This window comes from Bacillus sp. MMSF_3328, from assembly GCF_030733525.1.
Classification (GTDB): Bacteria; Bacillota; Bacilli; order Bacillales; family Cytobacillaceae; genus Bacillus_AB; species Bacillus_AB infantis.
Map to the genome: position 1 here is coordinate 323,861 of NZ_JASHIV010000003.1, position 13,017 is coordinate 336,877.

The 13,017-nt window shown below is 45.7% G+C and carries 13 protein-coding genes and 1 riboswitch; of the genes, 7 read left to right on the forward strand and 6 right to left on the reverse strand.

Annotated elements, in window-relative coordinates; translation table 11 throughout:
- Positions 1-3: 3 nt before the first annotated feature.
- Positions 4-1,041, reverse strand: a complete 1,038-nt coding sequence (locus RBB45_RS07880; RefSeq protein WP_224949896.1) for an STAS domain-containing protein — start codon at positions 1,039-1,041, stop codon at positions 4-6.
- Positions 1,042-1,238: 197 nt separating this feature from the next.
- Between RBB45_RS07880 and RBB45_RS07885 the strand changes: the two genes are divergently transcribed.
- The 3 genes from RBB45_RS07885 (at position 1,239) to RBB45_RS07895 (ending at position 3,720) form a co-directional block, all read left to right on the forward strand.
- Entirely contained in the window at positions 1,239-1,406 is a 168-nt protein-coding gene (locus tag RBB45_RS07885; RefSeq protein WP_022543547.1) for a YwzD family small protein, read from the forward strand.
- Positions 1,407-1,896: 490 nt separating this feature from the next.
- Positions 1,897-2,298, forward strand: a complete 402-nt coding sequence (locus RBB45_RS07890) for a MerR family transcriptional regulator (protein WP_083783130.1) — start codon at positions 1,897-1,899, stop codon at positions 2,296-2,298.
- A gap of 60 nt (positions 2,299-2,358) precedes the next feature.
- Entirely contained in the window at positions 2,359-3,720 is a 1,362-nt protein-coding gene (locus tag RBB45_RS07895) for a hemolysin family protein (protein ID WP_022543546.1), read from the forward strand.
- Positions 3,721-4,539: 819 nt separating this feature from the next.
- On the opposite strand, the gene RBB45_RS07900 is transcribed toward RBB45_RS07895, so the two are convergent.
- Complete coding sequence (locus RBB45_RS07900; RefSeq protein WP_306009402.1) at positions 4,540-5,940, reverse strand: HAMP domain-containing sensor histidine kinase; 1,401 nt, start codon at positions 5,938-5,940, stop codon at positions 4,540-4,542.
- Positions 5,930-6,631, reverse strand: coding sequence for a response regulator transcription factor (locus RBB45_RS07905; protein ID WP_009795111.1), 702 nt, complete (start codon positions 6,629-6,631; stop codon positions 5,930-5,932). Before RBB45_RS07905 ends, RBB45_RS07900 begins: the two co-directional genes overlap by 11 nt.
- A 536-nt stretch (positions 6,632-7,167) precedes the next feature.
- Here RBB45_RS07905 and RBB45_RS07910 point away from each other — a divergent pair.
- The 3 genes from RBB45_RS07910 (at position 7,168) to RBB45_RS07920 (ending at position 9,197) form a co-directional block, all read left to right on the forward strand.
- Positions 7,168-7,827: a cobalamin B12-binding domain-containing protein gene (locus RBB45_RS07910; RefSeq protein WP_306009403.1), complete on the forward strand. Its 660-nt coding sequence runs from the start codon at positions 7,168-7,170 to the stop codon at positions 7,825-7,827.
- On the forward strand, positions 7,817-8,560 hold the full coding sequence (locus tag RBB45_RS07915; protein ID WP_101551032.1) for an STAS domain-containing protein: 744 nt from the start codon (positions 7,817-7,819) through the stop codon (positions 8,558-8,560). The genes RBB45_RS07910 and RBB45_RS07915 overlap by 11 nt, the downstream gene beginning before the upstream one ends.
- A 76-nt stretch (positions 8,561-8,636) precedes the next feature.
- Entirely contained in the window at positions 8,637-9,197 is a 561-nt protein-coding gene (locus RBB45_RS07920) for a helix-turn-helix domain-containing protein (protein WP_129613563.1), read from the forward strand.
- 43 nt (positions 9,198-9,240) lie between these two features.
- Here RBB45_RS07920 and RBB45_RS07925 read toward each other — a convergent pair whose 3' ends face one another.
- Together RBB45_RS07925 and RBB45_RS07930 are read right to left on the reverse strand one after the other, a co-directional pair.
- Positions 9,241-9,861, reverse strand: a complete 621-nt coding sequence (locus tag RBB45_RS07925; protein WP_148950886.1) for a nitroreductase family protein — start codon at positions 9,859-9,861, stop codon at positions 9,241-9,243.
- 165 nt (positions 9,862-10,026) lie between these two features.
- A complete protein-coding gene (locus RBB45_RS07930) occupies positions 10,027-11,322 on the reverse strand; it encodes an NCS2 family permease (RefSeq protein WP_094768335.1) in 1,296 nt (431 codons plus the stop codon).
- 135 nt (positions 11,323-11,457) lie between these two features.
- A riboswitch (purine riboswitch) is annotated at positions 11,458-11,559 on the reverse strand.
- Positions 11,560-11,758: 199 nt separating this feature from the next.
- Here RBB45_RS07930 and RBB45_RS07935 point away from each other — a divergent pair.
- Positions 11,759-12,073: a DUF948 domain-containing protein gene (locus RBB45_RS07935; RefSeq protein ID WP_022543543.1), complete on the forward strand. Its 315-nt coding sequence runs from the start codon at positions 11,759-11,761 to the stop codon at positions 12,071-12,073.
- Positions 12,074-12,115: 42 nt separating this feature from the next.
- Here RBB45_RS07935 and RBB45_RS07940 read toward each other — a convergent pair whose 3' ends face one another.
- Positions 12,116-12,976, reverse strand: a complete 861-nt coding sequence (locus tag RBB45_RS07940; RefSeq protein ID WP_094768457.1) for a YihY/virulence factor BrkB family protein — start codon at positions 12,974-12,976, stop codon at positions 12,116-12,118.
- Positions 12,977-13,017: the final 41 nt, after the last annotated feature.

Sequence of the window (13,017 nt, forward strand, 5' to 3'; positions counted from 1 at the left end):
TTATCAAATAATCCTCCGGCCTATCTGGGACAGCGCAAAATAGATGCCGTGCTGAAGGGTCTGGAAACAATCATATTTCGAAAGCTTGATGCCGGACTGAGTGATGGCCACTCCCAGTTCAGCTGATATGCCGACAAGGATGGTATCTGTGCCGATGAGTGATGCGGCAGATCCAAGCTTATGAATGAAATCACCTGTAAAATTGCTGATATCATTATCAAGTCCGGTCAGATCGAGGACAAGATATTTAGCCTGGTATTTAGGCAAGTTGTTCAAGGTCTTTGTCAGCAGATCTTCTGAACGGCTCTCATCATATTTTCCGATCAGCGGTACAACCACAATGCCTTCCAAAACCGGAATGATTGGGGAAGACAGCTGCCTGACCAGGTCATGCAGCTCCATCGTCTGTTCTGCGACAAGTTCCTCAAGACCCCGTATTTGCTCGGACTCTTTCCTTCTGGAAAGCTCATGGATGTTGTGGGACACCGTTACATCAGAAGGAAAATACTTGACTTCGGTATAGTCATGGCCTTCTATCTGGCTGGCTGCTACTTCATACCAGATATTCTCCCCAAACAGCCCGGTAAAAATCCCGGCATAATGGGCAGGCAGGAAGGTTCCGCCCGTTTTTTTATTTTGGGCAAGATTGATTTTATGTTCCCACGTATCCTGCAATTGCACCGTAACTGTTTTTGCCTCTTCATCAAGCTCTGTTACAACGGTTTTTCCCCAGCCAGCAGACGCGTAGGTGTTGGGAATCAGCTTTGTTGCATCTTCAACAGATACAGTTTTAAGTTTTTCGAAATACTCTCCGACCACCTGTCCCATCCGGTAGCCTGTTGTCTCCAGCACCACGCTGGCTGCTTCTTCACCGGAAATTTCCTCAATGGTGTCAAAGAAAGTCTTCATCGCTGAATTGATCCAAAATAATACGGCGTCTTCCCCTTCAAAGATGAACTGGCCATTATTGAAATCCCACTGGAAATCGAGGCCATGTACATTAATAGAAGGTTTGCTGTCCGGCAGTTCATTTAACTTCATTGCTCTACCCCTTATCTTTAATACATATCAAGAATAGTCAGAGATTATTTCTTACTATCCTGGTTTCTGCCATTTCCTATACTATAAATTTATACTTTAAATGGGACGATGTCTAATTTTCTGCAGGGAATAGCAGTTTAACCTTTGCTGCAGGCGGGAAATAAAAGAGAAATCCATAGAAAAGGTGCATGAAAATAATGAATGATAAAAATCTCCGGATGATACAGGAAGAATTACCCGGCTTTGCCGATGTGCTTAAGCATGCCTTTGATAAAGGCCAAAGCGAGGCTGAGCTGACAGTGAACGACCTGCTGGCAGACTTGAGGATCCAGCTGCAGCCGGTCATTCAGCGCCAGCAAAAATAGATCATGGAGGACAGGCTGCCGGAAACATCCGCAGCCTGTTTTTTCATTGGAAATTTCAAGCTCTTCCACATGGTTTATCCCTCTGCAAAAGGCTTTGCCATAAAGCCGGGATTTTATTAGGAATATACTCACTTTGATACAAGACAAGCGGCTTCCCAGGATGTCCTTCTTTTTAAGAACTGCCGCTGAATGGGCCCGAATCAGCACAGAAGACCAACGAGCCTTTGGAACAAAAAAACCGGAGAATTTACGGTGTAATTTTTTGTATTTTCCGATAAATTGATTCATAATTGTTCATAAGCTGTATATATTCTCATAAAATAAGAGTAATCACTCCATTTCAACCGCAACGTTTGACTGTACGGTTTAAGTTACCGTATAATTATGGTTAATTTTATGAAAATATACATCTTGTTTTTTGAACAGCCAAACCATCATAATGAAGAATTTAAATCTGATACCGAGGTGATAAGATGGGGCATTCTATCGCATTGGTGAACTAGCAGCGATTGCAAATGTATCAAAAAGAACGATTGACTATTATACTGCATTGGGCCTGATAAAGGCTGAAAGATCGAAATCGAATTACAGGCTTTATTCTGAAGATGTGCTCCTTGACCTTACATTCATTGAAGAATGCAAAAAACTGCACATCCCGCTTGAAGAGATTAAGAGAAAGCTGGAATTGAAGAAAGATGGGAAAGCGGCATCAGGGACCGTCGAGAAGCAGATTCTTGATGTTACACAGCAGATAAGGCACCTTCATACAGAGATTTCCTCCCTCCTTCCGCTCATTCAAAAGCTGGACGGGGAAGAAAAAAACAACATCTCCAAAAAGCTGAGTACGGAAGGGTTGGCTTTGATCCAGTCTCTTAAAACCTTAACAAGCTAAAATATTTTTGTATTATCAGGAGGTGACTCCTTACTCGTTCACGCGGGATAAGGAAACTTATTGGACATATTAAACTTGGTTATTATAGCCATTTTAATTGCTTTTACGGCATTTTTTGTCGCTTCGGAATTTGCGATCATCAGGGTGAGAAGCTCAAGGATTGACCAGCTTATAGAAGAAGGCAGCAGTTCTGCACTTGCTGCAAAGAAAGTGATTACAAACCTGGATGGCTATCTGTCCGCCTGCCAGCTTGGCATTACCGTGACCGCGCTGGGAATTGGGTGGCTCGGGGAACCAACAGTCGAGCATATTTTAAGGCCGGTGCTGACGAACCTCAGCATCCCGGAATCTGTATCACATATACTTTCTTTTTCTATTGCTTTTGGCTTCATCACGTTCCTCCACGTAGTGATCGGGGAACTTGCGCCAAAGACTCTCGCTATTCAAAAAGCTGAATGGATTACGCTTGCATTTTCCCGTCCGCTGATCGGTTTCTACAGAATCATGTACCCTTTCATCTGGGCGCTGAATGGCTCTGCACGCTTAATCACTGGCTTCTTTGGATTAAAGCCGGCTTCCGAGCATGACCTGGCACATTCTGAAGAGGAGCTGCGCATCATTTTATCCGAAAGCTATAAAAGTGGTGAAATCAACCAGTCTGAGTTTAAGTATGTAAACAAGATATTCGAGTTTGATAACAGGATTGCCAAGGAAATCATGGTCCCGCGGACGGAAATCGTTTCGCTTGCCAAGGATGATACGCTCGAAACCTTCCTGCAGCTCGTCCATGACGAAAAGTTCACAAGGTATCCGATTATCGATGGAGATAAAGACCATATTATCGGGATGGTCAACATAAAGGAAATCATCACTGACTTCATCAAAGACCGGGAAATAACCTCCAAGACGCTTGAAGCATATACACGGCCGATTATCCGGGTCATCGATACGATTCCGATTCATGACCTTCTGGTGAAAATGCAGAAAGACCGGATCCATATGGCCATACTGATGGATGAATACGGCGGGACTTCAGGCCTCGTGACCGTCGAAGATATAATAGAAGAAATCGTCGGCGACATCCGCGATGAATTTGACAATGATGAGGTCCCCATGGTCCGGAAAATGGATGAAGGGCATTTCATCTTTGATTCCAAAGTTCTTGTGAGTGAAGTGAACGATCTCCTTGGACTAGAAATTAATGATGAAGATGTGGACACAATGGGCGGATGGATCCTGACAGAGAACTATGAAGCGAAGCAGGGCGATACGATCCATTTTGACTCCTATGACTTCACCATCCTTGAAATGGAAGAACATCATATCAAGTATATCGAAGTAAAGAAACTCCAGGAACAGGCTGAGCCGGTCGAACAGCAGACTGAGCAGATTATGCTGGCTAAGTCGGAGGTCCTTTCCTAGAAAAAAAACCTTTCCCAATGCGGGAAAGGTTTTTTGTTTGGTTTATTGGGAAATTGTGAAAAAGGCTGGTCACGTGAGCACAGCTGGCTTTTCTTTTGCCTGGGTATGTATCCCACCGGTCTCTCGATCATGACCCAGGCTTTTTTTCGGCTGTTCATGTATCCCAGCTGTGCTCTCGCATACATGACTGGGCTTTTTTTCAACTTGTCATGTACCCCAGACGGACTCTCGCATACATGACTGGGCTTTTTTTCGACCACTCATGTATCCCAGACGGGCTACCGCATACATAACTGGGCTTTTTTCCGGCTAATCATGTATCCCAGCTGGACTCTCGCATACACGACTGGGCTTTTTTTCGACCACTCATGTATCCCAGACGGGCTCCCGCATACATAACTGGGCTTTTTTCCGGCTGATCATGTATCCCAGCTGGTCTCTCGCATACATGACTGGGCTTTTTTCCGGCTGGTCATGTATCCCAGCTGGACTCTCGCATACATGACTGGGCTTTTTTTCAACTTGTCATGTACCCCAGACGGGCTCCCGCATACATAACTGGGCTTTTTTCCGGCTGGTCATGTATCCCAGCTGGACTTTCGCATACATGACTGGGCTTTTTTTCGACCACTCATGTATCCCAGACGGGCTCTCGCACATGACTGGGCTTTTTTCAACTTGTCATGTATCCCAGCTGGTCTCTCGGATGCATGACTTAGCTTCCCTTCGACTGTTCCTGTTCCCCAGCCGGACTCCCGGATGCAAGCCGCAGCAAAATATGCCCACTATCACCCTTCGCGGAGTCAACGTCACACCACTTCATTTCGGAAAACTGATCCTAAAGAGTGTCCCTTGATTTCTTTCGCTTTCTACCTCAATCTCCCCATTATGAAGCTGGACGAGCTGTTTGACGATGGAAAGGCCGATCCCGAATTCTCCGAAGGTGCTGCTTGTCCTTGACAGATCGGCTTTATAGAAGCGGTGCCAGATCGATTCAATTTCCCCTGGATCGATGCCGATCCCAGTGTCTTCTATCTCAATGACAGTTTCTTCATTCCCTTTCCGCCCTCTCAGCCATACAGTTCCCCCATCGGTGAATTGGATGCTGTTCTTGACAATGTTGATGATGATTTGGATGATGCGATCATAATCTGCTTTTACATATAGCTCCTCATCTGCATCAAGCACGATTTCAATCCCTTTTTCTTCAGCCTGGATATCAAGCTGCTCCTTGACTACTTCAAACAGATCCAGTACCTGGATATTGCCGATGTCCAGCTTGATCTGGTTGGAGCGGATCTTCTCATAATCAAGATTCTCATTCACAAGCCTGATCAGCCTTCTCGCTTCACGGTCAATCAAATCCATGCCCTTTTGCTTTTCCTGCTCAGGTATGAGATTGTTCTTCAGGCCTTCTGCCATGCCGCTGATGGTCGTGAGAGGCGTCCGCATTTCATGTGATACATCTGCAATGAACGTTCTCCGCCTGTTTTCAAGCCGTTCGATTTCTTCATTGGATGATCTGAGCTTTGCGGCCATATGGTTGAAATCTTCTGCAAGCTCCCCTATTTCATCAAACTGGGTGTTTTTGATATTAACATTATAGTCCCCCTTGGAAATCATCGAGGTCGCGTTCCTCAATTCTTTAATGCGTTTGAGGAGATTTTTGGACAGCACCCAGCTGAGGAGGATTGTCGCGGTCAGACTGATGACAATGGTATACAGCAGGAATTTATTCAGCTGGCTGGCCATCTGGAGTGCACCGCTAATCGGCGACATGAGGAGAATCCCCCCTGTCATTCTGCCGTCATGCATATATGGTATAGCTACAAGGGTCACTTCCTGCTCAAACCGTTTGATGTCATGCTTGATTGAGATTGAATGACCGCCGGCAAGCCTTTGCCGCTCCTCTTCTGTGAATAATAAACTGAGCCCCCTCGTCTGGGGATAGATGACACCGTAATTTGCTTCAAATAGATAATAATTGATATTGCGCGCCCTCAGCAGCTGACTGTACTCTTCCAGAAACCGCTCATTGCCCACCGGCCTGACAGAAAGCTCCTTCAGCACCTGTTCGCCATATGCATTCAGCTCCTCCGTCTTGTTTTGAAAAACATAATTTTGGACGAACTGGGTAAAAAGCAGGCTCAATAACAGGAAAGCCATGATCAGTATGCTGATATGGCTGATCAGAAGCTGATAGAAATATTTAATTTTCACCTGCGGCCTCCGATTCATCAAATTTATAGCCTATTCCCCATACCGTATGGATGAACGGCTGGGATGTGGTGCCGATTTTTTTGCGCAGGCGCTTGATATGCACATCGACTGTCCTTTCATCCCCATAAAATTGATATCCCCATACCCGGTCGAGGAGCTGCTCCCTGGAAAAAACCTGCCGCGGGTTTTTGACAAAATAATAAAGCAGGTCAAATTCCTTTGGCGTAAGATTATTCAAAGGCTGGCCTTTGTAGAGCACTTCTCTCGTATCCTTGCTGATTTTGAAAAACTGGCTTGAGATATAGTTTGCTTCTTCCTGCTTGGAGGAATCAGCCTGATATCTTCTTGTAACAGCCTTGATCCTGGCCATAAGGGCAAGCGGACTGAATGGCTTTGTCACATAGTCATCCGCTCCCATCTCAAGGCCGAGCACCTGGTCTGATTCACTGTCTTTCGCTGTCAGCATGATAATGGGGACTGTGCTCAATTCCCTGATTTTCCGGCAGAGTGTAACACCATCCATGACAGGCAGCATCCAATCGACGATGACAAGATCCCATGATTCTTTATTGAATGCATCAAAGCCCTCCTGGCCGCTGTGGACAAACCTGCCTGTATAGCCTTCTTTCATAAAAAACATTTCAAGCATCGAGCAGACACTTTCATTATCTTCAACTACCAATATTTTCATCTTCAAACACCATCCCCGGACAACCGCCCGTTAATATAATGAGACTCTGCAGCACATCAGTACAGACTGCAGCCGAATCTCTGATAAAACGATAGAAATCAGGATGCTTTCAATGCTGGACATCCTCCCTGTACTTCCGGGCTTTTATACTCATATTAAACCAAAAAATTCTCCATATCCAATTCCTCAGCCCGTGTGGAATCTTTCGCCTTCCATTATGGTGCAGGAGAGCCACACCTGGAGAATGTATCAGAGTTGTTTCCAGCTTCGCCAATTAGATAAAATAAATGTATTGCTGTAAAATCCTGCATCCCGCATTAAGAACAGAAATATGTTACACTGATTAACATTAAGAACCCAGACTTTCAATACCTTTATTTGTTTCCTTTATAAAGCCCTTAAAATATAATTATATTAACACATTTTCAACGCTGAACTCCCACCTTCCACAGATTTGGCACAGGAGCACCAGCGAAGGAACAGCCGACAGAACTTCCTTGCCACGCGACCAATATTTATCGAAGAAGGTGGTCATAATGGAACAATACGCAAAACAGCTTACTGATGCCCTGCTGTCAGGAGACCAGGATGAAGCATGGGAGATTATATATGGCCAGCACAAACATTCAGCCAATACACTTGAAATTTTTGAAAGGCTGATTACCAAATCCATGCAGCGTGTCGGCGAGCTTTGGCAGAATGACGAAATCTCCGTTGCCGATGAACATTTAGCCACCACAACATGTGATTTTGTGCTTTCGCGGTACAGGCATCAGGTTTCCAGGGAAGTCCATCCGAAAAAAGGAAGGAAAGCGATGTTTTTCTGCCTTGAAAATGAACAGCACTTTCTCGGCTTGAAGATGGCAGCCATCATCTTTGAGGAAAAAGGATGGGAAACAAAGCTGCTGGGCCCGAACGTTCCTTTAGAGAAAGGAAAAGAGTCGGCAGAAGAGTGGCAGCCTGATGTAATAGGACTGTCCTTCACCATGATCAACCATGCCGAGAAGCTTTCCTTTTATGTAAAAGAACTTGAAAGCCTTACGCACTCGCCTGCGGTATTTGTCGGGGGCCGGCTGCTCAAATATTACGATTTTACCAGCCATTGCTCCAGCAAAACAACGCTGTTGAAAGAGCTCATAGACATTGAGCAGTGGATTCCAACTTTACCTTTTGGAGAGGAATTGAATGCAAGATAATAAGCTATTGCCCCTGCCCTATTTTAAAATAAATGAAAAACTTGATATACTCGAAAGCTCTGCTGAGACAGCCAGCTTGTTTCTGCCTGCCGGAAATCTGCTGGAGCTGATTGATGACGAAAGTGCAGAAAAAGCGAAGAATGTCCTCCTGAATAAAAAGAAGAAGCGGACAGAGCTGAATATGAAAACCCACTCTTCCCCTTTTGCTTTAGTTACAGTGCATATCAGCTGGAACGGGGATACTGCCCACCTTCTGCTGATTGAGGAAGATGATAAGATAAATATTCTTGCCGGCCAAGTGGAGAAGCACAGGCAGCGGCTTGCTGAAACTAACCTGGACCTGCTTGAGAGCAAGGAAAGCGCTGAAAGATCATACAGAAAGGTGCTTGAGCTTTCCAGCCCTTTCATCCATATATCAGACGAACTTGTGCTCATCCCGCTCTTTGGAGAGCTCTCGGAACAGCTGATCAACCAGAATAAAGATCGGCTGCTTGACATGCTGCATGATTCAAATGTGAATCGTATTTTAATTGACTTCAACGGTGTCGGCAGCATCTCGCGTGACGGACTGATCCTTTTCCAGCAGCTCCTTTCCCAATTCAGTCTGCTGGGTGCAGAATCCGTCCTGATAGGCATCAGCCCTGAGCAGGCAAAAATCATCCACAATAATTTCCCTGGGCTTGAAGCCAAATATATCAATAGTCTTCATAAAGCTATAAGAAAAGGACTATAAGGAAAAATTAGAGGAGGACCTCAGTGAGGCCCTCCTCTCAACATTACTGCTAACCTAGGAAATGGTGTGTTAACTTATGAAAAAGCAGAAATCAAAGGCCCGGACATGGCTGACTACACTGAGAAAAAGAAAAAAAATGACACAGGAGGAGATTGCTTCTAAATCCTTCATTGACAGGGCGTACTATGCACAGATTGAGAATGGCGACAGAAATCCCAGTGAAGAAATCAGACAGAAAATAGCCGGCATCCTTGACTTTCACCCTTCCACTTTCATTCTTGCAGACGAGAGTCCCTTCCGTTTTGCTATGGAGCAGGCCCCCATGGTCATTGCCCACTGCGATCTTGATTTAAGATATACCTGGCTATTCAATCCTCATGCTGACTTTTCTTCAGAAGAGTCGATTGGGATGCGCGATGATGAGCTGGCCGACAACAGCGGGACCCGGGCGCTTATGCAGCTTAAGCAGAAAGTGATTGAGACCGGAAAGAGTTTTCGTGAGGAGATTACATTTCCCCTCTCAGATGGAGAATTGACCTATGTCGTTTTTGCCCGCCCTTTACTGAACGGTGAAGGCAAAATTATCGGTGCAGCCACCGCCTCCACAGGAATCTCCTCGACAGACGCCGATACATAAAAAGGACGATGCTCAAAAAGCGTCGTCCTTCTGCATGCGGCCCTTAAATCCACTCTGATATTTGTTCTACGGCAAGACGGTTGGTTGGCCGTCCCGGCTTTGCTGCTTTTCCGACAGTGATCAGCATGATCGGGACATAACGGTCTGACACACTGAACTCCTCAATAAATGCCGGCACATTAAAGCCGCCGATCGGGCACGTATCCAGGCCCTTTGCTTTTGCTGCCAGCATCAGCTGCATGGCCGCCAGTGAAGCATTGCTGAATGCTGCATCTCTGGCTTTACTTTTATCTTTATAAGCTCCCTCAACCTGCTTGATGAGAATCTGCTTGATTTCTTCCGTCATAAGGCCGTCAGAAACATCCTGGCTGAAGACCGGTTCAGCGTTTTTATTGGCCTCCAAATCCCCCAGCACGGCAAAAACAGCTGAGGCCTCCACGATTTGCTGCTGATTGTAAGCGATCGGCAGCAGGCGCTGCTGTGCCTCCCCACCATGAAAAACAAGGAATTTCCAATGCTGCAGATTCCATGCTGACGGCGCTTTTGCCGCCAATTCAATAAGCTCTTCCACTTCACCCTTCGTAAGCTTGCTTTCTGGGTCATAATTTTTAACGGACCTGCGCCCGGCTGCTATTTCAAAAAAATCTGCTGTCTGCTGTGCCATTAAGTTCCACTCCTAAAAAAGAATCGAGTTCATACAACCTCGATATTATAATGAGAAAATATTCACCGTCAAGCAACTCCACTTCAGACAGCGGCAAAATATAGCAATAGAGACCGCTCACAGCGGCCCCCTTACTATATCCAGGCAGCATGCTCCCTATTCCCATCAGGCAAGATAGACGAAATATGCCAGAAAGGCCACGAACAGCCCGTACATGATTGGGTGGATTTCTTTTCCTTTTTTCAGGGCAAGCATGGCGGCCGGATATAATATGAAGCCTAATGCAATCCCTGTTGCAACACTGAAGGTGAGCGGCATCATAAGGATCGTTACAAACGCAGGTATGGCGATTTCAAGCCTGGTCCAGTCAATCAGCCGCACTTCGGATGCCATAAGGGCCCCCACAATGATAAGGGCCGGAGAGGTTACTTCAGCCGTAATGACACCGAGCAGCGGCGAAAAGAACAAAGCAATGGCAAAACACCCGGAAATGATGACAGAAGTGAATCCGGTCCTGCCCCCTGCCGCAATACCTGAGCTGGATTCAATCATGGATGCTGTCGTGGAAGTTCCGAGGACGGAACCAACAACCGTAGAAGCAGAATCAGCCAGAAGCGCCCGGCCGGCATTTGGGATTTCGTTATTTTTCATCAGTCCCGCCTGGCTCGCGATGGCAATCAGGGCTCCTGCGGTATCAAAGAAAGCAACGAACAGGAATGTGAAGATGACGGCAAGCATTTCCGGCGTAAACACCTGATCCAAATGCAAGAACACTTCCCCGAAGGTCGGTCCGAGGCTTGGGATAGGCCCAACCACTTGCGTTGGGGACTCAATCACCCCAAAAATCATACCCGCAGCAGCAGAAACGACCATTCCATAAAAGATTGCGCCTTTTATGCCCTTTACAAGCAGGATAACAGTAAGGATGAAACAGAAAACTGCCAGAAGGACAGCAGGTGATTTCAGATTGCCGATCGATACGAATGTTGCTTCATTTCCCACAATCAGTCCGGCGTTTTTCAGCCCGATAAAAGCGATGAAGAAGCCGATTCCCGCAGCAATGGCATGCTTCAGGTCCCCTGGAATGACATTAATGATTTTTTCGCGGATTTTCAGGAGACTTAAGATAACAAACAGCACACCAGATACAAATACGCCTGTCAAGGCTGTCTGCCAAGGAATTCCCATCCCGATGCATACAGAAAAAGTAAAGAACGAATTCAGTCCCATGCTTGGCGCTATCCCGATAGGATAATTGGCAAGCAGGCCGATCAAAAGCGAACCAATGATGGCAGAAAGAGCTGTAGCTGTGAAAACAGCTCCTTTATCCATCCCGGATTGGCTCAGGATAATAGGATTGACAATCAGGATATAAGCCATGGATAAGAACGTAGTGATGCCGGCAACCGTCTCCTGTCTATATGTGGTGCCTCTTGAAGTGAATTGAAAGAAATTGGACATTTGGCTCCTCCTGCAGGAATTATTTTTGAAGTTGTTTCTCTTTAGGCTTATTGTTGTCCAGAACTGAAACAAAAAAAGCCCCGCTTTTACAAGCGAAGCCGCGGCGCAAATATACAGGAAGCCCCAAAAAAGAATACGGGGAAAAGCTTAACCTGTAGACAAGCCATTTACGGCAGCTTGGTAGAAACGTCCAGACCTTATTTCCGGACATATACAGTAATAAATATTTTATGAATATAATGTTGCCATTCTAACAAGCAGAATCCGCAAGCGTCAATTTAAAAATAAATTCAGACTACTGATATCGTTTTCGGGGCCTGCACCGTCCCGTGGTTGAATTTTACAGAACGGCAGTGCATATTCACTGTTAAACCCTGAGCAGAATGGGTATTAAAGTGATAAGGACTAAATTTATAAAGAAAGGAAGGTGCAGAATTTGATCATCGTCTACATCAGTTTAGCCATTTTTGCCGGGGCCCTTATTTATCTCGGCATCAGCGCCTTTAAAATTTATAAGGATTCCAAGCCCGCTATCCAAAACCTGACAGAGACTGCTGCAAGGCTGCAGAAACAGACTGAGAACATTAAAACTCAGACAACTGAGCTCACGGCTCACCAAAAGGAAATTCAGCAGGATATCCAGGCGAAAAAGGAAAAAGTCAACCATGTTGTTGTACAGGCAAAACAAACTCCAAAGCTGTTTAAAAAGCTTTGGACGAAACGCATCCCTTATGTGAACAAGTTTAATTAATCCATAAAAAAAGGAACCTCCAAGGTTCCTTTTTTTTATGCTTCAGTTGAAGGAAGCGGCAGCCTTCTTCTTTGCCCGTACTGTAGGGCTTACGCGCTCCCGGTGATAGATAGCATTGATTTCTCCGCCTACCACAAGGGTAAGACCCGTCAGATAGAACCAGAGCATAAGCACGATAACTCCCCCAAGGCTTCCATAAGTACCTGAGTAATTGGCAAAATTGCCAATATAGATGGAAAGTCCAAGGGAGATCAGCTGCCAGATGACGGTTGCTGCAATCGCCCCCGGTATAACATGCTTGAAAGGATAATGCTTATTCGGCGCCAGCTTGTAGAGGACAGAGAGTACAGCCGCTATGACGATTATGGCGACAACCCATCTCAGAACCGAAAACAGGATTTGCATTTCATCCGGGATATTGATGAAAGATTGGACAAGATCCAAAATTACATTTCCGAATACCGGGAGAACCAAGGCAACGATCAGTGAAAAAATAAGGCCGAGTGTAAGGCCGATCGAAATGAGTCTTGCCTTGATGAAGGAACGGGTCTCCTCGACGTCAAATGCCTGATTCATCGCCCGTATGAAAGCCTGCATCCCGTTGGATGCCGACCATAATGTACCAATGATACCGAAAGTCAGCAGGCCGCCGCTTGGCTGTGTCACTATGTTCACCACATTTTCTTCAAACACAGCTGCGGTTTCGGAAGGCATGACGGTCTGCAGAAAGGAAATGGCCTTTTGCGGATCAATATTCAGATAAGGAACGATGGACAGCAGCAGAATGAGGATCGGGAATATGGAGAGCATATAATAATATGCCTGTTCAGCTGCGAGTCCTGTTGCCCTGTCATCTTTTATTTCCTTTCCAAGTTTTTTTAAATACGCTATCATTTTTTTCATTTGTGATTCATCAACTCCTGCCAGCCCGCTTAAATGGGGAT